Below are 21,057 nucleotides of genomic sequence, written 5' to 3' on the forward strand. Positions count from 1 at the left end.
AGGGCTGACCTCACATCACCCGATAGTTCGGGCTTTCGCGGGTGATCTGAACGTCATGCACGTGGCTTTCCTTCAGACCCGCACCGGTGATTTTGACGAAATTGCAGTTCCGGCGCATCTCATCGACCGTCGCGCAGCCGGTGTAACCCATCGCCGCGCGCAGGCCGCCAACCAGTTGGTGCACCACTGCGCTGGCCGAGCCTTTATAGGGCACTTGCCCCTCGATCCCCTCGGGCACCAGCTTGTCGCTGGCCGCGTCCTTCTGGAAATACCGATCCGCCGAGCCGCGCGCCATCGCGCCCAGGCTGCCCATGCCGCGATAGGATTTGAACGAGCGGCCCTGATACAGGATCACCTCACCCGGGCTTTCATCGGTGCCCGCGATCATCGATCCGACCATGGCACATGAGGCGCCCGCCGCAATCGCCTTGGCGAAATCACCCGAGAACTTGATGCCGCCATCGGCGATAACCGGAACGTCCTGCGCCGCCGCCGCGCAATCCATGATCGCTGTCAGCTGAGGCACACCAACCCCCGCCACCATCCGCGTGGTACAGATCGAGCCCGGTCCGATCCCCACCTTGATCGCATCCGCGCCCGCATCGATCAACGCCCTGGTGGCCTCGCCCGTGGCGACGTTACCCGCGATGATCTGCACCTCATTCGACAGGGTCTTGACCCGCTTCACCGCGTCCAGCACGCCCTGAGAATGCCCGTGTGCGGTATCCACCACGATAATATCGACGCCGGAATCCACCAGTTGCTCGGATCGCTCAAACCCCGCATCGCCGACCGAGGTCGCAGCGGCGACGCGCAAACGGCCCAGACGGTCCTTGCAGGCGGTCGGGTTCAGCACGGCTTGTTCGGTGTCTTTCAGCGTCAAAAGCCCCGTCAGCTTGCCCTGACCGTCAACCACCAGCAGCTTTTCGATCCGGCGGGCCTTCATCAGGCTTTTGGCCTCTTCCAGATCGGCAGGCTCTTGCAGCATCGCCAGATTGTCGGCAGTCATCATTGCCTTGATCGGCGTGTCATCGGATGTCGCAAAACGCATGTCGCGGTTCGTCACGATCCCGACGACACGGCCTTCCCCATCAATCACCGGGAAGCCGGTGAAGTTATAGCGTTCAACCAGCGCCTTGGCATCCGCCAGCGTCTGATCCGCGCGCAAGGTGACCGGGTTGTAGACGATGCCGGATTCAAACCGCTTGACCCGCCGCACTTCGCGGGCCTGTTCCTCGACCGAGAGGTTCTTGTGGACAACGCCAATCCCACCGGCCTGCGCCATCGCGATGGCCATGCGGGCCTCGGTCACCGTATCCATGGCCGAACTGAGAAGCGGGATGTTCATGGTGATCTCGCGCGTCACACGCGTGGTCGTATCCGCCGTCGCCGGAAGCACGGTGGATGCGCCCGGAACCAGTAGAACGTCGTCAAAGGTGAGTGCCTCGCGAATCTGCATCTGAAAACCCCATGCATAAGCCCGTTTGGCGCTGACCCTATTACATGGTTTTGACCCAAGGAAAAGACCCCATCCTCAAGTTGTTGGCGCAGACAGGACAATGCCGCGCCGCAAAACGACGCAACCAGCCATAAACGTGCCGCTGATTGCCCTTTCCCTTTGCGCGCAAAACCATATCTTGCGCGGCATACGTGCGGATACAAAGGCAGGCCGATCATGACCACCGACCCTCTTGTCGTCTTTACCCCTTCGGGCAAACGCGGGCATTTCCCGCTTGGCACGCCGATTTTGACGGCAGCGCGGCAGTTGGGAGTCGATCTGGATTCGGTCTGCGGCGGGCGCGGGATTTGTTCGAAATGCCAGATCACGCCCAGCTATGGTGAATTTCCCAAACACGGCGTCACCGTTTCTGACGGCGCGCTGAGCGAATGGAACGCCGTCGAGCAGCGCTATGACGACAAGCGCGGCCTGAAACCGGGCCGCCGTCTGGGCTGTCAGGCCACGGTGCAGGGCGACGTGGTGATTGACGTGCCGCCTGAAAGCCAGGTCCACCGTCAGGTCGTGCGCAAGGCCGCCGCCGCGCGTGCGATCACGATGGACCCGGCCACGCGGCTGTATTTCGTTGTCGTCGAAGAGCCCGACATGCATTCCCCCACCGGCGATCTGGAGCGGCTGGAACGCGCCCTGCGTGAGCAGTGGAACATCGACGCCGTAACTGCAGACCTGTCGCTGATGTCGAAACTGCAGCCCACCCTGCGCAAGGGCAAGTGGGAGGTCACGGTCGCCGTTCACAAAGGCCACAAAGACAACGTGGCCCGCATCGTGGAAATCTGGCCAGGCTTGCATGAAAGTGGCCTCTATGGTCTGGCAATCGACCTCGGCTCGACCACCATCGCGGCGCATCTGACCGATCTTGAAACCGGTCAGGTCAAGGCCTCTTCGGGGCTGATGAACCCGCAAATCCGGTTCGGTGAAGACCTGATGAGCCGGGTGTCCTACGCCATGATGAACCCCGGCGGCGACAAGGAAATGACAAAAGCCGTGCGCGAGGCGATCAATGATCTGACCACCTCGATCGCCGATGAGGCCGAAATCGAGGCCGCGCTGATTGTCGAGACGGTGTTCGTCTGCAACCCGGTCATGCATCACCTGCTGTTGGGCCTCGATCCGGTGGAACTGGGTCAAGCCCCCTTTGCACTGGCGACGTCCGAAGCTATCTCGCTACCCGCGCGCGAGATGGACCTGACCAACATGAACCCTCGCGCGCAGGTCTATATCCTGCCCTGCATCGCGGGCCATGTGGGCGCGGATTGCGCGGCTGTGGCGCTGTCCGAGGAACCCGGCAAGTCCGAAGACCTAGTGCTGATCGTGGATGTGGGCACTAACGCGGAAATCCTGCTGGGCAATCTGACCCGTGTTCTGGCGTGTTCCTCGCCCACCGGTCCTGCCTTCGAGGGCGCGCAGATCAGCTCGGGCCAGCGCGCAGCGCCCGGGGCCATAGAGCGCATCGAAATCGACCCCGCCACAAAAGAGCCCCGCTTCCGCGTCATCGGGTCCGAGAAATGGTCGGACGAGGACGGGTTCGACAAAGACATCGCAACCACGGGCATTACCGGCATCTGCGGCTCGGGCATTATCGAGGCTGTGGCGGAAATGCGCATCGCCGGTCTGCTGGACGAAAGCGGTTTGATCGGGTCTGCCGAGCAAACCGGCGCCGCCCGCTGCATCCCCGAAGGGCGCACCCACGCCTATCTCATCCATGACGCCAGCGCCGAGGGCGGCCCGCGCATCACCGTCACCCAAGGCGATATTCGCGCGATCCAACTGGCGAAATCCGCGCTTTATGCCGGTGCGCGCCTGCTGATGGATGAGATGGAGGTCGATACCGTCGACCGCGTGGTGCTGGCGGGGGCGTTCGGTGCGCATATCTCGACCAAACACGCGATGGTTCTGGGCATGATCCCGGATGCGCCGCTGGACAAGGTAACAAGCGCAGGCAACGCCGCCGGAACCGGTGCGCGGATCGCTTTGTGCAACATCGCGGCCCGGGCCGAGATCGAACGTGTCGTGCGAGAAATCACCAAGGTCGAAACCGCCATCGAGCCGAAGTTTCAGGACCATTTCGTCGCCGCCAACGCGATCCCGCACAAAACCGACCCGTTTCCGGAGCTGGCTCAGGTCGTCACCCTGCCGAACCCAAGTTTCAACTCCGGCGGAGACTCCGAATCCGGAACCGGCCGCCGCCGCCGCCGTCGCGGCTGAATCCGTACGCGTTCAAATGGCTGATGGTCCCCGTCAGCCCTGATCGCCCGCCCGATCCCGGTCCTGCAATGACCGGATACGCATACGTTGCGCGGCCCGGACATGGGCCCGCATCTCAGCCTCGGCAGCGGCACCGTCGCGGGCTTTCAGTGCATCCATGATGCGGGTGTGTTCTGCAACAGCCTCACCCGCGCGGTCGGTGTCCAGCAATTGGGAAGGCCCCAAAATCAGCAACGCTTTTTGCAGCGATAGCATGGATTTCGTTAAGAACCGGTTCTTCGCCGCATCCAGCAGGGTCGCATGGAAGATCCTGTTCAGCCGAACCGCCTTGGGCCCGGTGCCCGCATCGGCAAGCTGGCCGTTCAGCACCTCAAGCTCGTCAAGCTCAACATCCGACGCCGCCCGCGCGGCAAGCCGGGCCGCCGTACCTTCGAGCACCGCGCGCATTTCATACAGTTCCATGACCTCGGCATAATCAAGACTGCGGACCGTCGCGCCCAGCCTCGGGATATGAGACACCAGCCCATCCGCTTCAAGCTGCCGAATGGCCTCGCGCACGGGGGTTCGGCTGACGCCCAGCCGCTCTGACAGTTCGATTTCCCGTAGCCGATCCCCCGGCGACAGGGTGCCATCGCGAATCTCCTCTAGCAACTGCCGATAGGTCGAGTTGCCTTGTGGGCCGGGTTGAATCGAGTCGTCCTGACTTGTCATTCCACTCATAAATCCTTATTGCGTTTTCTTGGATACATTTGGATACTTTCGAAGTCAACGTGGTGGGAACGACCATTTTGCCGACACAGACCTCAAAATACCCCCTTTTGCAGCAACGCGGCCTGACCATCGCCGTCGCGGCTTTGGGAACTGCTGTGTTTTGGCTTTTGGGCCTGCCCCTGCCCTTTCTGTTCGGTCCAATGTCCGCCTGCCTGATTGCCGCGCTGGCGCATGCGCCGCTGAAAGGCTTTGGCCAGGTGTCGGTCGCCGCACGCACCATATTGGGTGTTGCGGTCGGGGCGTCAATCACACCCAGCCTGTTCGCGGAACTTCCCAAAATGGCGGCTTCGATCATGCTGGTGCCACTGTTCATCCTGTTGATCGCATTGGTCGGAGTGCCCTTTTTCCGCAAAGTCTGGGGCTTTGACGACAAAACGGCGTTTTACGCCGCCATGCCGGGCGGGCTGCAGGATATGATCATCTTCGGCACCGAGGCCGGCGCCAACCCCCGCACCCTGTCCCTGATCCACGGCACCCGTGTCCTGATCATCGTGACCCTGGCCCCATTGTTCCTGACGGTGTTTTACGACGCTGAACTGACGAACCCCATTGGTGAACCCGCAAGCCAGCTTCCGGTTCACGAGTTGCTGTTGATGGTTCTCGCTGCAATCGTCGGATGGAAAGGCGGCGAACGCATCGGGCTTTTCGGAGCGTCAATTCTGGGCCCCATGATCCTGACCGCAGCGCTGTCGCTGGGGGATTTCATCCACACCCGCCCCCCGCGCGAGGCCATTCTGGCGGCGCAGTTCTTCATCGGTTGCGGCATCGGCGTGCAATTTGTCGGCGTCACGATGCGGGAACTCAGGCGCGTTGTGGCGGCAGGCGTGGCCTATGTCGGCCTGCTCGCCATCCTCGCGGCCAGCTTCACCGCCGTGGTCACCACGCTGGGCCTTGGCCGCCCGGTCGAGGCCTTTCTGGCCTTCGCACCCGGCGGGCAGGCCGAAATGACGGTTTTGGCCATCGTGACCGGGGCGGATCTGGGCTTTGTCATCACCCACCACCTGACGCGCATCGTGCTGGTCATCATCGGCGCACCCATCGCAGCGAACCTGCTGGCCCGGTGGTTCGGGCCAAAGACCTGATCGTTTTCAAGGATTTGGAGCGGGTAGCGGGAATCGAACCCGCGCGTTCAGCTTGGGAAGCTGACAGGCTACCATTACATCATACCCGCCGCGCGGGACTGGATAGCACCGGTTTCGATCCGGGATCAAGCGGGATCGTTGAAAATCCTCATTCGGTTCGCGCGCGCAGGCTGTCAATCAGGGATTTGTCCACGTCCAAAGCCTCACCCGCCGCTTCCAGAGTTTGCCGGTCCAGATGCTGAGGGCTCAGGTCCACATCCTTGGAGAACGCTTTAACAATCTCACTTATCGCATTGATTCTCGCATATTTCTTGTTGTTTGCCGGGATCACGTGCCACGGCGCGATCTCGGTTGAGGTCCGGGCCAGCATCTCATCAACTGCAACTGTCGCCTCCTCCCATTTCTCGCGGTTGCGGAAATCTTCGTAGGTGAGTTTCCAGCGTTTGAGCGGGTTTTTCAGCCGCTCGGTGAAACGCTGCATCTGCTCTTCGGGCGAGATGTGAAAGAACAGCTTTACGATCCGCGTGCCGTCATCGACCAGCATACGTTCGAAATCGTTGATTTCACGGTACCCGGCGCGCCAGCGATCTTCGGGCGTGAATTTCTCGATCCGCTCCACCAGAACGCGGCCATACCAGCTGCGGTCAAAGGCCGAAATCGCACCCGCCGGGGGCAAACGTTCCCAGAACCGCAACAGATAATGGCGGTTGAGGTAGTAGTTTCGCGGCGCACCGATAGGCCAGACCTTGAAACTGCGCGGGTCCAGAGCCTGACTGATCCGACGAATGGTCCCCCCTTTGCCCGCCGCATCCCAACCTTCAAAAACGATCACGCCCTTCAGGCCATGAAACAGGAAGGCCTGCTGGATAATGGACAGCTTCGCCTGCAGACCCACCAGCTGTTCGAAATATTCTTCCTTTTTCAATCGCTTGGTCAGGTCCGCATCGGACAGTCTCGGGGGGATATGCTTAGCCATGACCTCTCCTGTTCCTTGCAATTGGGGTGGGACCATTGTGCAGGGTACAGCCTGCGTGACATTGATCAGGGTCAAACGAAAAAGGCCGGGCAAGTGCCCGGCCATTGACTGTGATTGGTACTTAGATCAGGCGCGGCGGCGGCGTCCGCCACCGCGACGGCCGCGACCCTCGGCTTCGGCGCCGGCCTCGGCGGGGGGTTTGTTGAACTTGATCCAGGCTCCGCCATGCGGGTCGTTGTTGGTCAGCAGGTTGGCGGCACGGATGGCCTCCATTTCCTTGCCGGCGCGCGGCAGGGTCGAGCCCAGACCGAACAATTGGCAGAAGGTTTCATCATCCATATCCGCAGGAAGGATGATCCCCTTGGCTTCAACTTCGGCTTTCTTTTCGGCCAGCTTCTTCGGGCCAACCGGCAGAGCCACCGGGTTCATGATCGCCGAGGTCATGCCAGCGCCCATCGCCATCGGCAGAAACGCGTTATTGATGCCATGGCGGTTGGGCAGACCGAACGAGATGTTGGACGCACCGCAGGTGGTGTTCACGCCCAGTTCCTCGCGCAGACGACGGACCAGAGCGAACACCTGATTGCCCGCGGTTGCCATCGCGCCGATGGGCATGACCAGCGGGTCAACCACGATGTCATGCGCCGGGATGCCGAAGTCGGCGGCGCGTTCGACGATCTTCTTGGCCACATCGAAGCGGACGTTGGGGTCTTCGGAAATCCCGGTGTCGTCGTTCGAGATCGCAACAACCGGCACGTTGTATTTCTTGACCAGCGGCAGAACCAGTTCCAGACGCTCTTCCTCGCCGGTGACCGAGTTCAGCAGCGGACGGCCTTCGGCCGCCTCAAGACCGGCCTCCAGCGCGCCGGGAACCGACGAGTCGATGCACAGCGGCACATCGACCAGACCCTGCACCAGTTCGACGATCTTGGTCATCAGCGGCGGCTCGGTCTCGTTCGGGTTGGGGTTCGAGTTATAGACAACGCCCGCGTTGATATCCAGAACGGTCGCACCCGCCGCAACCTGCGCCAGCGCGTCTTTCTCGACGGTCGAGAAATCGCCCGCTTCCAGTTCAGCGGCCAGTTTCTTGCGGCCGGTCGGGTTGATCCGCTCGCCAATCACGCAGAACGGTTCGTCAAAGCCCAGAACGGCGGTTTTTGTTTTTGATTCTACGACTGTACGGGTCATGTCCGTTCCTTAAGCGTTTGCTGGCTTTGCCGAGGCGCCGCCATTTTTGATCGCCCAGTTGGCGTTGGTCTTGATCCCGCCCAGCGGGAAGAAGTGCACGTTGGTGATGTTGAAATCCGGGTTGGCCGCCTTGTGGTTGGCCAGTTCGGTGACAACATCGGTCGGCTCGTACGGCAGCAGCAGCTTGGACACGTCCATCGCACGCTTCTGCAGAACCTTCAGCGAAGGGCCAACACCGCAGGCGATGGCGAATTTGATCAGCGTCTGCAGCTTGGCCGGGCCTGCAATACCGATATGGATCGGCAGGTCGATCCCTGCTTCTTTCAGGCTGTCGGCCCAGGCGATGATCGGCTTGGCGTCAAAGGCAAACTGGGTCGCCAACGCCATTTCCGCGTCGGTGGTTTCCGAGAATTTCTGTTTCCAGCGCAGCGCGTCCTCGACATTTTTGGTCGAGCCGTCGGGGTCGATATCCTTGTTCCCTTCGGGGTGACCCGCCACATGCAGGCGCTTGAAGCCTGCCTTGTCGAACAGGCCACTTTCCAGCAACTGCATCGAGCTGTCGAAATCGCCATGCGGATTGGCAACGCCACCGGCCAGCAGCAGCGCCTGTTCGACGCCCGCTTCGCCTTGATACATGGCGATCCAGTTCTCCAGCGTCGCCGCGTCCTTGATGATGCGCGCCGGGAAATGCGGCATCACCGGATAACCGTCAGCAGCGAGGCGCTTGGCGGTTTTCACCATATCCTCGATGGGTGTACCCTCGATATGGGCGATGTAGACGCGGGTGCCTTCGGGCAGCAAAGCGCGGAAATCTTCGACCTTTTCGGCGGTGCGGGGCATCACCTCGATCGAATAGCCTTGCAAAAAGGCTTCGACGGTCGGATTCACGGGGCCGTTTTCGACCACATCACGTTTCTTGAAGTTCAGCAAAGCCATCGCGGCCTCCCATAGCTGTCTCGGGCTCATGCCCAACCGTCATTGGCGATCAGAGCCTTGATGCGGTCCTGATCGTATTCCGTTTCCAGACGCAACGCTTCGGCCTCGGCAATCTCGGACGGATCGCCCTCGACTGCGAAAGGTGCAGCTTTGCGCCATTCGGCCAGGTAGGCATCACTGTCCTTGGCGTTCACTTTCATGGCCGCACGGTCGATGGCTTGCTCGAACCGCTCCTCCAACTGCCGCTTGGCGCCACGCCGGCCTTTGCCGACGATGACTTGGGCGGGAATATCGCGCCAGTAAACGATAGAGACGTCAGGCATCTGCGTTGATTCCTCCTAACCAGATGGGCCGGTTCTAAACGGCAATATGGGTTTGGGTCGGTCGATTTTCGACACCCGGCGCTTTTCCAGCGACGTTTTTGTCCACGATTGCGTACCGGGCTTTTAGCCAATTCCGCCGGGATTGCGCATATCAAATTTCTCAACCTTTCCATGAACGCCTTGCATAACGACGAAAAACCCCGGACAGCGGCTGCTGTCCGGGGCGTTTTTCTGGCTGATTCCGGTCTTAACCGACCAGGCCACCATCTTCGCGGGTGATGGCGATGATTGCGGAACGCGGCACTGCATCACCACCTTCCGGCCAATGGCTGTTGCCCTTTTCACCGGGGTGCTGAATGCCGACGAACATGGTGCGACGATCCGGCGACCAGCTCAGGCCGGTGACCTCACACTCGTTCGGACCAACCAGGAAGCGGCGGATTTCACCGGTGACGGGGTCGCCAGCCAGCATCTGGTTGTTGCCCTGACCGACAAAGTCGCCTTCGTTGCCATAGTTGCCATCGGTCTGAATCCACAGCAGGCCGTTGGTGTCGAACTTCAGGCCATCGGGCGAGTTGAACATGTTGTCGGCGTTCACGTTGTCGGACCCGCCATAGGCGTCCTGATGAACGTCCGGGTTGCCTGCCAGAACATACAGATCCCAGCCGAAGCCCGACGCGGTGTGGTCACCCCCTTCGGGACGCCAGCGCACGATCTGGCCATAGTGGTTTTCGTTGCGCGGGTTCGGACCGTTGGCCGAGGTGTCGTCGCCCCCGGCATTGGGCTTCACGCCACGGTTCTTGTTGTTGGTCAGGCAGCAATAAACCTCGGGCGCGTTCGGGTTCGAGGCAACCCATTCCGGGCGGTCCATTGTCGTAGCGCCAACTGCCGAGGCAGCTTGACGGGTGTGAATGCTTACCTCGGCTTGCGAGGCCAGACCAGTAGTTTCGGGCGTCAGGTCAAGCCACTCGCCGGTGCCGTCGTCGTTGAACTTGGCGACCGACAGCGTCCCGTTTTCCAGCAACGCGTTGGTGTCCACCCCGGCGGCATAGACGCCATCCGACACGAAGCGATACAGGAACTCGCCCCGCTCATCATCGCCCATATAGACCACGACGCGGCCATCATTGTTGACCACGGCATCCGCATTCTCGTGCTTGAACCGACCCAGGGCGGTCAGCTTGCGCGGGGTCGAGGTCGGATCGGTCGGGTCGATTTCCACGACATAACCTGCGCGGTTTGGCTCGTTCGGGTTTTTCGAGACGTCGAAACGGTCGTCGATCTTGGCCCAGCCGTAACCCCAGTCGCTGGCCGATACGCCATAGCGTTTCAGTTCCGGGCTGACCTCGTGGTTTTCGTCAGCCGCCGAGAAGTAGCCGTTGAAATTCTCTTCACAGGCCAGATAGGTGCCCCAGGGGGTCATGCCGTTGCCGCAGTTGTTCCAGGTGCCTTTCGCCGAGGTGCCCGACGGATCAGCAGCCGTTTTCATCAGGTCGTGACCGGCCGCCGGGCCTGTCAGTGCCATGTCGGTCTGCGGCGTGATGCGGCGGTTATAGGGGCTGTCTTTGACGATGCCCCACTTGCCGTCGGTGTTGGCAATCTCGACCACGGTGACACCATGGGCCATCATGCCCTTTGCGACGTCATCATCTGACGCTGCTTTGGCATCAGGGTTGTTGCCCCACAGAATGTCACGGTTGGTGTATTCGTTGTTCACCACCAGCAGAACGTGACCGTCATGGAAAAAGACATCCTGACCATCGGTGTTGTCGCCAAAGGCGCGCTCTTGACTGGCTGCGGTGCCGCGGGTCGCGGGGTCGAATTCTGGCGCATCGGACCAGAGCGGATCGCCCCAGCGCACCATGACCTCGGCCTTGTAGCCGGGGGGCACGATCACCTCGTCCGCAGTCGAGACCGGGATAGCCTCGAACGAAAAACGGTCGGCTGCAGCACGCGCACCGGTTGGTAGAATCGAGCCGCCAACTGCCGCAAAGCTGCCCATTGCCAGAACGCCGCCCATGAACCCGCGACGCGACAGGGCGCGTTCCACCACGCGATCAAAATCGCATTCTTCGGGCCGGGGATTTACGACTTCGTCGAATTCATCGAAGGAAAGTGTGCGCTCATCTTTCATGGCAGACACCGTATCTGGCTGTAAGCTGGTAAAGAATCCCGTGTCGGGTTCCGCAGATGCCCTTCGCATCTGAGTGTGAACGGTATGTGACAGTCACGTTAATTTCAATTTTGAAATCACTTGCACGTCGGCGACGCCCCGCCTAGGGTCGGGGTAACTCGAAAATCGGAGGGCGTTACGAATGGCGCCCAAGCGTCCCAAAGGTGCGGGCGCGTTCCCGAAGGCGGTCGAAAGCCCCGCGCCGGCAAGACCCGATCCAGATGCGTTATATGCGGCGCTGGATCTGGGGACAAATAGCTGCCGCATGTTGATAGCCCAGCCCAAGGGCAGCGGGTTTCATGTGGTAGACAGCTTCTCCAAGTCCGTCCAACTGGGGGCCGGACTGGAACGGACCGGACGGCTGTCGCGGGCGTCGATGTCGCGCACCGTTCAGGCGCTGCGCATCTGTCAGCAAAAACTCAAGCGCAACAAGGTCAAACGGATGCGACTGATCGCGACCGAGGCGTGTCGGCGGGCCAAAAACTCGCGCGATTTCATCCGGCAGGTCAAGCGCGAAACCGGCCTGACGCTGGAAATCATCCAGCCCGAGGAAGAGGCCCGTCTGGCGGTGATTTCCTGCGCGCCGCTGGTGTCGACCAAGACCGAACAATTACTGGTCGTGGACATTGGCGGCGGCTCAACCGAACTGGTCTGGATTGACATCTCATCCGTTCCGCGCCGCGACCGCCCGGCAGCGATCATGCGCTTGCACAACGGCTTTCACACCGCCGACAGCCCCTTTCCGGCGGCCAAGGTCGTGGACTGGATCAGCGTCCCACTGGGCGTGGCGACGCTGCGCGATCAGTTCCACGATGTTGAAGACGACGCCGCCCGCTTTGCCCTGATGAGCTGGTTTTTCGAAGAAAACCTGGCCGACTTCGCCCCCTACAAGGACGAACAGGCGCGCGAGGGGTTCCAGATCGTCGGCACCAGCGGCACAGTGACGACGGTGGCCGCGTCTCATCTGGGATTGAAGCGCTATGACCGGACCAAGGTGGACGGTTTGCGCATGACCAGCGATCAGATTGACAAAGTCATACGCGGGTATTTAGAACTCGGCCCTCACGGGCGACGCCGGGACCCTCGGATTGGGGATGACCGGCAGGCCCTGATCATGTCCGGCTCGGCCATTTTGCAGGCACTGCTGCGCTGCTGGCCCACCGATCGCCTTTCCGTGGCGGACCGGGGGCTGCGCGAGGGCTTGCTTTATGCACAGATGAGCGCGGACGGTGTATTGGAAGACGGACCGTTCTGATGGCGAAGACACCGACCGGCAAAAACACCTCGGGCCGCGGGCAGCGCGACCTGAAGGTCAAGGTGAAAACTGCGCGCGGGCGCAAGCTCAGTTCGACCCGTTGGTTGCAGCGGCAGTTGAACGACCCTTATGTCAAGCGCGCGCAGGCCGAAGGGTATCGCGGGCGCGCGGCGTTCAAGATTCTGGAACTGGATGAAAAGTTCCGGTTCCTCGTGCCTGGCGCGCGCGTGGTGGATTTGGGCTGCGCGCCGGGCGGCTGGCTGCAGGTCGCGGTGAAACGGGTCAATGCACTGGGCGAGAAATCGGGCAAGAAAATCGGCACCGTTCTGGGCATCGACCTGCAAGAGGTCGAACCCGTCGCCGGGGCCGAGGTGCATGTGCTGGACTTCATGGAAGACGACGCCGACGACAAGGTGAAGGACTGGCTGGGCGGCAAGGCGGATGTGGTGATGTCCGACATGGCAGCGGCCTCATCCGGGCACAAACAGACCGACCATTTGCGCATCATCGCCCTGTGCGAAACGGCGGCCTATTTCGCATTTGATGTGCTTGAGGAAGGCGGCACCTTTGTCGCCAAAGTTCTTGCCGGAGGGGCCGAGGGCGATCTGCAGAAGCTATTGAAGCAAAAGTTCGAGAAGGTGGCCAACGTCAAACCGCCCTCTTCCCGGTCGGACAGTTCCGAGAAATTCGTCGTCGCAACCGGTTTTCGCGGCTAGGCTTGGCCGTCCAGCGCGATCTGATCTCCGGCAAGTCGCTGTTCCCGCAAGGACGCGGTGGCCATCCCCTGCAGCAGCAAAGCCTCGCCGTGGTTCAGGTCAATCGGCTTGCGCGCGCGCAATTCCGCGATGCGTTGATCAAGCGAGACCGGCGCTTTTGGGATCTTCGATTGTTCCGACATGGATCACCTTTCAGCAGCATCGGCAGTAATGCTACCGGTGAAATCTGCCGGTAAAATGGCCCAAAACAGGCGCTGTGGTGCCGGATCAGGGACCAAGCTGAGTGGAAAGCTGCCGGAGTGTCGGATCATCAGGCAGTCGTTCCAACCCCTCTTGCACGACCTCGCGGGCCGCGTCCGGGCCGCGATTGATCGCGGCCAGTTGCACCAGCATCGGCCACGCCTCGGCTCGTTGCGGGTCGAGCGTGACCACCTCGCGAAACGCCTGTTCCGCCGCAGGCGCGTTGCGGAAGGTCAGCGCCATCCCGCCCAGAACCAGATGCGTCTCGGGGAAATCGAGTCGGTTCGACATAGCTTCTTGCCATTCCGTCATGCTTTGGCCCGCCAGCGCCTGCTGGTCCGGTGTGAGGGCTTGCAGCGGAATGTTCAGGAACTCTTTGGCTGCCGCGATCCGCACATTGCGCATCGGGTCCGATAGCAAGGGTTCAAGCCGCTGCACCTGATCTGAAACGCTGGCCTGCCGCTGCAACGGGGCGGCGTTTGCGCGGATCAGGGGATCGTCTTCGTCCAAAAGCGGGGCCGTAGCAGCCGCCAGTTCGGGCGATCCGAAGGGCTGTAACAGATACGCCGTCGTCGCACGTACGATACCGGGTTGCGCAGGATCGGATGCGAGGGCCAGAAGGCCTTCGGGGCTGTCTGACTGTCCCGCCATCGCAGGGGCAAAAACAGACCCGTAATGCGCAGCCCGATGGTTGGGCTGGGGAAACCAAGCCTCGATCTGCCGGGCGGCCCAGCCCTGCGTTTCATCCTGATGGCAATCGGTGCAGGCATCTTCGCCCAGCCCAAGATCGGGGCGCGGCACCCGGAAGCTGTGATCGCGCCGCCCGTCCACGCCCATGTAGACCCGCTGGATCATATGGCAGCTTTTGCACTGCGCGCCGTCGCTGCCATCCGGGTGATGATGATGCGCAGGTGTGTCGTAATCCTTCAGGCTCAAAGACGAAAAGCCCGGATTGCCCGCTGGCGAATGGCACTGCGTGCACACCCCGTTGCCATCCGCTTTCAGGGTGGCGCTGTGCGGCTCGTGGCAATCCATGCAGCCGACGCCCTTGGCATACATCCTGGACTGCAGGAACGAGCCATAAACATAGACCTCATCCAAAATCTGCCCGTCCGGTTGGTACAGACCGGGCCGCAGCAGGGCCAGGTTATAGGCATCGTGATAGGGCGTTCCGGGCAGCGGGTTTCCATCCTCATGCGCCTCGCGCCGCGAATGGCATCCGGCGCATTGCTGGATTTCCGTTTCAGTCTGGCCCCTGCCCCAAGAAATCGAGAACCCATACTCGTTCACGCCCGCGGGCAACTGCGCCCCCTCAACCCAGTCGATATGCGCCGAGCCGGGTCCATGACAGGCCTCGCACCCGACACCGATCTCGGCCTGCTGAGAGCGATAGGTCCGCGTTTCGGCATCATAGTTCTTCTGGAACCCCGTGGCATGACACTCGGCGCAGCGGGCGTTCCAGTTCTTGTAGGGGCCGGTCCAGTGCAACCCGTCATCGGGTGGCAGGTCCTGATCGGGGTACAGATGGAACCATTGTCGCTTTTCGGTATCCCAGACCACATCAAAGCTCTGCAACCGCCCCGGTTCGGTTTCGAACAGGTACTGCTGCAAAGGTTCCACCCCGACAACCGAGTGCACCTTGTATTCGGTTGTCACGCCATCTTTTTCCGTGACCTCAGCCAGATAGTTCCCGCCCTGCGTTCGGAAATTGACGGACATGCCGTCATGGTCGAACCCGGTGCCGTTAAAATCAGCCTGAACCGAGTCACCGTTCACTTCGGTCCAGGCCAGCGCGTGGTGCGATGTTTCCCAGGCTTCGGCCTCATCCTGGTGGCAGTCTGCGCATTGGTTCGAGCCAACATAACCCGGCGTTTGCGCAAGGGCCGCAGCGGGCACCAGCCACATCGCAAGGGCAAGTGCTCTCATGAATCATACGCCTCGGACTGGTTGAGAAGATCCATCAACGCCCCGTTATACTCGGCCCCGAGGATCAGGATCGCCGCGCAGAGATACAGGAAAATCAGCGCCGCCATCGCCCCCGCCAGCCCGGCATAGGTGGCGCTGTAGGTTGCGAATTGGGCGATATAGACCGAAAACCCCCACCCTCCGGCCCCCAACAGGGCGAGGGTCAGCAGGACGCCCGGCAGGATTTGCGTCAGCTTGTGGCGGCGGGTTGGCAGTATGAGATGCGCCAGATATATCGTCCCGATGGGCACGGCGACGGTGAAGGTCCAGCGCAGGCGGTCAACCGACAACCAGTCCGACACATCGACATCGGTGTGCCGGGTCACCAACTGCGTATAGACCGGCAGAACAACCTCGACCGCGGCGATCAACAGAATGGCCGCGCCGCCCAGAAGAACCAGCCCGATGCACAGCAGGCGCGTTTTCCAGAATGGCCAGCTGTCGTAGTCATGATAGGCCTGATTCATTGCGGCACGCACCGCGGCGACGCCGTTCGAGGCAAAGTAGACCGCAAGCAAACCACCCAGGGTGATCACACCCGACCCGGACTCGCTCAGCACCGCGCGCAGTTCGGACACGATGGGGGTGGCAACGTCTTTGGGCCATGCGCCAAAGATCAGCTCGATCAGTTCGTCGGTGACGTATCCCTGCGACAGCGAGCCCGCCAGCGCGACGGTGAACAGCACAAACGGAAACAGCGCCATCATCATCGACATGGCCACATGGCTGCTCATGACAAAGCCGTTTTTGGCGTTGAACCGGCGAAAGGCCAGCCAGAACGCTTTGACAAAACGGCCTATCGGGGGATTCGCGGGTAAGGTCATAACCAAAGCCTACCGCGCCCGCCGGAAACACATAACCCGTTTTGGATGAAAAACCCGCCCACAAATACCTGACCGCATTGCATAAACCCACCGGCCTGTGCAGGATCGGTGCAGGCTGACCCATCACGGGGGCAGCGCACTGGCGGCAACACAGGGCTTGGGATGACGTCCGATCAACACGACATAGCGGATCAGCCAAGGCTCAAACTGCCGGTTGTGCGCGATACCTGCATTGTCGCCACGCTGGTTGTGCTGGGGCTTTATGCCGGGTCCGCCTTTCTGATACCGCTGACCATGGCGCTGTTGATCAACGTGCTGATCATCGCGCTCAGCGACCGGGTGATCGCCCTGACACGGGCCCCGGTCTGGCTGGCCAATATCGCGGGCGTCACCGTGGTTCTGGCCGGTCTGTTCATGATCATGTACATTCTGGGCAGTCAGGCCACGCAGTTCGCGCGGGGCATCAATACCTATGAGAACCAGTTCGACGGGGCCGTTGACCGTGTGGCCGGGCTGATCGGCAACGACGTTACCAAGTTCATCCGGGACAATCTGGTCAGCATCGACATGTCTTACGTGGCCCGGATTCTGCTGGGCAGCGCGACATCCCTTCTGAACCATTTCTTTCTGATCAGCCTCTACGTCGCCTTCCTGATGGCCGAGCGTCTGGCCTTTCGCAAAAAGATCCAACTGGCCGCAGGCAGCCCGCAAACAGGGGCCGAGTTCGCTTCGATGCTGGACGCGATTTCGTTCAGCCTGCAGCGTTATGTCGGCGTAAAGACCTTTATCAGCCTTGTGACCGCCGGGATCAGCTATGCCGTGTTCCGCGCGCTGGGGCTGGAATATGCCGAGACTTGGGGCGTTCTGACCTTTGCGCTGAACTTCATCCCCTCGATCGGGTCGATCATCGCCGTGATTTTCCCGGCAATGATCGCGCTGGTGCAGTTCGAAAGCGTGGGGCCGTTTTTGATCATCGTGCTGGGCTGCGGCACGATCCAGTTCATGATCGGCAATTTCGTGGACCCGGCGATGCTGGGCCGGTCGCTGAACATGTCCACCTTTCTGGTGATCCTGGCGCTGATGTTCTGGACCACGATCTGGGGCATGATCGGCGCGTTCCTGAGCGTGCCTTTGACCGTCTGCATCCTGATCGTGTTCAGCCACATCCCGGCGCTGCGCCCGATTGCGATCCTGATGTCTCTGGACGGCAGGCTGACTGACGATGGCCAAACGCAATCCGCAGACTGACCGATGCAGGAACCGCTGTTCATCGGATCGGAAATCTATCGTCATTCGACCTACGGATCGAAACATCCCCTTGCCATTCCCCGGGTTTCGACCGTCATGGACCTGTGCCGCGCACAAGGCTGGTTGACCGCTTCGAACTATCGCGTCAGCCCCTGTGCAAAGCCCGACGCGCTGACGACCTTTCACACGCCCGACTACATCGCGGCACTGCAACGGGCCGAGAAGGATCAGGCCGTCTCGGAACAAACGCGGCAGAGGTACGGGCTGGGCACCCTCTCCAACCCTGTATTCGCCGAGATGTACCGCCGCCCCGCCACCGCTGCCGGAGGGTCCATGCTGGCAGCCGAGCTGATCAGGAACGGCGGCATCGTCTACAACCCGGCGGGCGGCACGCATCATGGACTGGCGGATCGGGCCAGCGGGTTTTGCTATCTCAACGACCCGGTTCTGGCGATCCGGACACTGTTGAATGCAGGACTTGACCGCATCGTCTATGTAGACATCGATGCCCATCACTGCGATGGCGTCGAGGCCGCGTTTCGCGGCTCGACTCAGGTTCGCATGATCTCGGTCCACGAGGCGCGCAGATGGCCCTTTTCCGGTACGCTTGCGGATGACGCTGACGGCGCGGCGTTCAATCTGCCGGTCGAACGCAACCTGAATGACGATGAGTTCCGCGCCATCCTCGACCAGTTGATCCTGCCCGCAACCGAAGGGTTCAACCCTCAGGCCATCGTCCTGCAATGCGGCGCGGACGCGGTGGCCGAGGACCCTCTGTCCCGCCTAACACTTTCGAACAACGCACATTGGGCGACCGTTGCCAGCCTGCGCGATATGGCCCCGCGCTTTCTTGTGCTGGGCGGCGGAGGGTACAATCCCTGGTCTGTGGCAAGGCTGTGGAGCGGCGTCTGGGCGACCCTCAACAAGATCGAGATTCCCGATGCCCTGAACCCTGCCGCACAATCCGTTCTGCGCGATCTGACGTGGAACCGCGCCGCCGGAAAACAGCCACCCCGGCATTGGTATGAAACCCTGCGGGATGGTCCGAATAACGAGGAAATCCGCCCTCAAATCCGGGCCAATTTACAAACGCTTGTAAGCCGTTTGTAATGCAAATCCCGGCGCTCAGGTCTGACAGCTTGCGATCAGGGCACGTCTGTCTTTAAGTCGGATGCGGCCATAGCCAAGCTCGATCAGGTCCATGTCCGTAAGCCGGTGCAGGCTGCGATGCAACGTGGGTTGCGAGACGGCAATCATCTGGGCCAGTTCCTCTTGCGGGATTATGATCCACCCTTCCGATTTCGGCCTGCATTCGTCCAGATGAAGCAGGCGCAATACAAGCCTTTTCTCTGTCCCGGTCACGGCCAGATTCGCCAGAATACGCAGCGCGGTTTCCATATTTTCGTGTGTCAGCGCATAAAAGTCCCGGATATAATCAGGGTTTCGGCGGACCATCTTGTTGATGCGTGAGTTGGGGAAGAACAGCGTCAGCGTATCCTGCGTGGCCGCAACGCTGATCAGTCTGAGCGCTCCTGCGAACAGGGCCAGATCCCCGATCCAGAACCCGGCGCCTTCGCGGTGCAGGACAAATTCCTGACCATCATCCGCCGGAGCCTTGATCTGCACACCGCCACGCAGAACCGCATAAATGCCGTCTGCAGTATCCCCGTAATGATAAATCGCTTCACGTGCCGCAAAACTCTTGGAAATTCCGCATTCTAACAGGTCTTGCTGAAACGCCCCGGACCGCTCGCCAAACCAGCCACCCGCCTGCAAGAGCTTCAAATTATTAGATTTATCTAGCATTAGAAGTTTCCAATATCATCATTTGATAGGTTTTCTATGCCTAACATAGCCTAAGGTGAATGTATTCCAGCCCCGGAAATGCACATCCGGGGCTGAATCACTTTCCGGCCGTTTGTAGGGCTTATCCAGCGGTCGCCATTTTCTTTAAGTCTTCGGGTCCTCCGACCCCCGTTCTCAGATCAGGAGAAAACCATGTCACCACCCCGTTCGATTGCAGACCGCTGGCGCAGCACCTTACGCCGGTTCGCCGTGGCATCCGCCGCTGTCGTGCTGGCCCTGCCAGCCTGGGCTCAGGATCAGAAGCCGAACATTCTGGTGATCTGGGGCGACGATATCGGGCAATCCAACATCTCGGCCTATACGATGGGGCTGATGGGGTATCAGACCCCGAATATCGACCGCGTCGCGAAAGAGGGCATGATTTTCACTGACTACTACGGTGAGCAATCCTGCACCGCCGGTCGGTCGTCTTATATCATGGGGCAATCTGTGTTCAGAACCGGCCTGTCCAAAGTTGGCCTGCCCGGGGCCGATCTGGGTATGCAGGTCGAGGACCCGACCATCCCGGCGCTGTTGAAGGACCACGGCTATGTCACCGGTCAGTTCGGCAAAAATCACCTTGGTGATAAGGATGAACATCTGCCGACAAACCACGGATTTGACGAATTTTTCGGCAACCTCTACCACCTGAATGCAGAAGAGGAACCGGAAAACGAAGACTATCCGGGCGATGCCGTTCTGCCCGACGGGCGCACCTTCCGCGAGGCTTATGGCCCGCGCGGTGTGATCAAATCCAGCGCCGGTGGCGAAATCGAAGACACCGGCCCGCTGACCAAGAAACGCATGGAAACCGTTGACGACGAAACCGTCGCCGCGGCCATCGATTTCATCAAGAGCGCGCATGAGCAAGGACAGCCCTTCTATGTCTGGTGGAACGGAACGCGCATGCATTTCCGCACGCATGTGAAGGATGAGATGCGCGCACAGGCCAATGAGATCGCAGGCCGTGTTGCGGATGAATACACCGCAGGCATGATCGAACATGACATGCATGTAGGCCAGCTGCTGGACCTGCTCGATGAGTTGGGCATCGCCGACAATACAATCGTGCATTATTCCACCGACAACGGCCCGCATATGAACACATGGCCGGATGCAGCGGCGACTCCGTTCTGGGGCGAAAAGAACACCAATTGGGAAGGCGGTTGGCGCGTTCCGTCGATGGTGCGCTGGCCCGGTCGGATCGAGGCAGGCTCGGTCACCAACGAAATCGTGCATCATATGGACTGGCTGCCAACCTTTCTGGCCGTGGCAGGCGATCCGGACATTAAAGACAAGCTGAAGGCCGGCTATAGTTCCGAAGGTATGGGCCGCGACTACAAGGTTCATCTTGATGGCTACAACATTCTGCCGCTGCTGACCGGAGAAACCACGAAAAGCCCGCGTCGTGAGATTTTCTATTTCTCGGACGATGGCGACCTGACGGCGCTGCGCTTTGACGATTGGAAGCTGATCTTCCTCGAGCAAAAGGCCTGGGCTACCCTGCGCGCATGGATCGAACCGTGGACCGAGTTGCGGATTCCGCTGATCGTCAACCTGCGCCGGGACCCGTACGAGCGGGCCTATAGGACCTCGAACACCTATTACGACTGGCTGCTGGATCGGGCTTATTTCCTGGTGCCCGCACAGCAATATGTCGGGACGTTCCTGTCAACTTTCCAGGAATTCCCTCCGCGCCAGAAGGCTGCCAGCTTTAATCTGGAACAGGTGATGGAAAAGCTGAACACGCCGACAAATAACTGAGTGCGGTTCACGAGCAATCAAAGGGCCACC

18 protein-coding genes and 1 tRNA gene are annotated in these 21,057 nt (G+C 60.7%); 7 read left to right on the forward strand and 12 right to left on the reverse strand.

Annotated elements, in window-relative coordinates; all coding sequences use genetic code 11:
* Positions 1-10: 10 nt before the first annotated feature.
* The gene (gene guaB, locus ACR0EZ_RS03835) at positions 11-1,459 is read right to left on the reverse strand and encodes an IMP dehydrogenase (RefSeq protein ID WP_480611049.1); all 1,449 of its coding nucleotides are present in this window, start codon (positions 1,457-1,459) and stop codon (positions 11-13) included.
* Between the two features lie 216 nt (positions 1,460-1,675).
* On the opposite strand from guaB, the gene ACR0EZ_RS03840 reads away from it, so the two are divergent.
* On the forward strand, positions 1,676-3,721 hold the full coding sequence (locus ACR0EZ_RS03840) for an ASKHA domain-containing protein (protein ID WP_480611052.1): 2,046 nt from the start codon (positions 1,676-1,678) through the stop codon (positions 3,719-3,721).
* 33 nt (positions 3,722-3,754) lie between these two features.
* Here the strand turns inward: ACR0EZ_RS03840 and ACR0EZ_RS03845 are convergent, their stop codons facing one another.
* On the reverse strand, positions 3,755-4,432 hold the full coding sequence (locus ACR0EZ_RS03845; RefSeq protein ID WP_480611157.1) for a GntR family transcriptional regulator: 678 nt from the start codon (positions 4,430-4,432) through the stop codon (positions 3,755-3,757).
* A 77-nt stretch (positions 4,433-4,509) separates the two neighbouring features.
* On the opposite strand from ACR0EZ_RS03845, the gene ACR0EZ_RS03850 reads away from it, so the two are divergent.
* Positions 4,510-5,574, forward strand: coding sequence for an AbrB family transcriptional regulator (locus ACR0EZ_RS03850; protein ID WP_480611159.1), 1,065 nt, complete (start codon positions 4,510-4,512; stop codon positions 5,572-5,574).
* A gap of 15 nt (positions 5,575-5,589) precedes the next feature.
* Here the strand turns inward: ACR0EZ_RS03850 and ACR0EZ_RS03855 are convergent.
* The 6 genes from ACR0EZ_RS03855 to ACR0EZ_RS03880 form a co-directional block, all read right to left on the reverse strand.
* A tRNA-Gly gene (locus ACR0EZ_RS03855) sits at positions 5,590-5,663 on the reverse strand.
* Positions 5,664-5,722: 59 nt separating this feature from the next.
* Positions 5,723-6,550, reverse strand: a complete 828-nt coding sequence (locus ACR0EZ_RS03860) for a polyphosphate kinase 2 family protein (protein ID WP_480611055.1) — start codon at positions 6,548-6,550, stop codon at positions 5,723-5,725.
* A gap of 126 nt (positions 6,551-6,676) precedes the next feature.
* Positions 6,677-7,738: a methyltetrahydrofolate cobalamin methyltransferase gene (locus ACR0EZ_RS03865; RefSeq protein WP_480611057.1), complete on the reverse strand. Its 1,062-nt coding sequence runs from the start codon at positions 7,736-7,738 to the stop codon at positions 6,677-6,679.
* 9 nt (positions 7,739-7,747) lie between these two features.
* Complete coding sequence (locus tag ACR0EZ_RS03870) at positions 7,748-8,674, reverse strand: methylenetetrahydrofolate reductase (protein WP_480611162.1); 927 nt, start codon at positions 8,672-8,674, stop codon at positions 7,748-7,750.
* A 26-nt stretch (positions 8,675-8,700) separates the two neighbouring features.
* Positions 8,701-8,997, reverse strand: a complete 297-nt coding sequence (locus tag ACR0EZ_RS03875; protein WP_480611060.1) for a virulence factor — start codon at positions 8,995-8,997, stop codon at positions 8,701-8,703.
* A 247-nt stretch (positions 8,998-9,244) separates the two neighbouring features.
* The gene (locus ACR0EZ_RS03880) at positions 9,245-11,131 is read right to left on the reverse strand and encodes a PhoX family protein (RefSeq protein ID WP_480611063.1); all 1,887 of its coding nucleotides are present in this window, start codon (positions 11,129-11,131) and stop codon (positions 9,245-9,247) included.
* Between the two features lie 181 nt (positions 11,132-11,312).
* Between ACR0EZ_RS03880 and ACR0EZ_RS03885 the strand changes: the two genes are divergently transcribed.
* Both ACR0EZ_RS03885 and ACR0EZ_RS03890 read left to right on the forward strand, forming a co-directional pair.
* The gene (locus ACR0EZ_RS03885) at positions 11,313-12,425 is read left to right on the forward strand and encodes a Ppx/GppA phosphatase family protein (protein WP_480611066.1); all 1,113 of its coding nucleotides are present in this window, start codon (positions 11,313-11,315) and stop codon (positions 12,423-12,425) included.
* Entirely contained in the window at positions 12,425-13,141 is a 717-nt protein-coding gene (locus ACR0EZ_RS03890; RefSeq protein ID WP_480611069.1) for an RlmE family RNA methyltransferase, read from the forward strand. The genes ACR0EZ_RS03885 and ACR0EZ_RS03890 overlap by 1 nt, the downstream gene beginning before the upstream one ends.
* On the opposite strand, the gene ACR0EZ_RS03895 is transcribed toward ACR0EZ_RS03890, so the two are convergent.
* The 3 genes from ACR0EZ_RS03895 to ACR0EZ_RS03905 form a co-directional block, all read right to left on the reverse strand.
* A complete protein-coding gene (locus ACR0EZ_RS03895) occupies positions 13,138-13,323 on the reverse strand; it encodes a hypothetical protein (RefSeq protein WP_480611072.1) in 186 nt (61 codons plus the stop codon). The genes ACR0EZ_RS03890 and ACR0EZ_RS03895 overlap by 4 nt on opposite strands.
* An 85-nt stretch (positions 13,324-13,408) precedes the next feature.
* The gene (locus ACR0EZ_RS03900) at positions 13,409-15,307 is read right to left on the reverse strand and encodes a multiheme c-type cytochrome (protein WP_480611074.1); all 1,899 of its coding nucleotides are present in this window, start codon (positions 15,305-15,307) and stop codon (positions 13,409-13,411) included.
* A complete protein-coding gene (locus tag ACR0EZ_RS03905; RefSeq protein WP_480611076.1) occupies positions 15,304-16,170 on the reverse strand; it encodes a YihY/virulence factor BrkB family protein in 867 nt (288 codons plus the stop codon). The genes ACR0EZ_RS03900 and ACR0EZ_RS03905 overlap by 4 nt, the downstream gene beginning before the upstream one ends.
* Before the next feature lie 162 nt (positions 16,171-16,332).
* Here ACR0EZ_RS03905 and ACR0EZ_RS03910 point away from each other — a divergent pair, with 162 nt between their 5' ends.
* Positions 16,333-17,418 carry an AI-2E family transporter gene (locus ACR0EZ_RS03910; RefSeq protein ID WP_480611079.1) on the forward strand — a complete coding sequence of 362 codons (1,086 nt, stop codon included), beginning with the start codon at positions 16,333-16,335 and terminating at the stop codon, positions 17,416-17,418.
* 3 nt (positions 17,419-17,421) lie between these two features.
* Positions 17,422-18,528 carry an acetoin utilization protein AcuC gene (locus tag ACR0EZ_RS03915; protein WP_480611081.1) on the forward strand — a complete coding sequence of 369 codons (1,107 nt, stop codon included), beginning with the start codon at positions 17,422-17,424 and terminating at the stop codon, positions 18,526-18,528.
* A gap of 15 nt (positions 18,529-18,543) precedes the next feature.
* Here ACR0EZ_RS03915 and ACR0EZ_RS03920 read toward each other — a convergent pair whose 3' ends face one another.
* A complete protein-coding gene (locus ACR0EZ_RS03920) occupies positions 18,544-19,224 on the reverse strand; it encodes a Crp/Fnr family transcriptional regulator (RefSeq protein ID WP_480611084.1) in 681 nt (226 codons plus the stop codon).
* Between the two features lie 192 nt (positions 19,225-19,416).
* On the opposite strand from ACR0EZ_RS03920, the gene ACR0EZ_RS03925 reads away from it, so the two are divergent.
* Positions 19,417-21,027, forward strand: a complete 1,611-nt coding sequence (locus tag ACR0EZ_RS03925; RefSeq protein WP_480611087.1) for an arylsulfatase — start codon at positions 19,417-19,419, stop codon at positions 21,025-21,027.
* The last annotated feature ends 30 nt before the right edge of the window (positions 21,028-21,057 follow it).

It is taken from the genome of Ruegeria sp. AK4 (assembly GCF_056541025.1).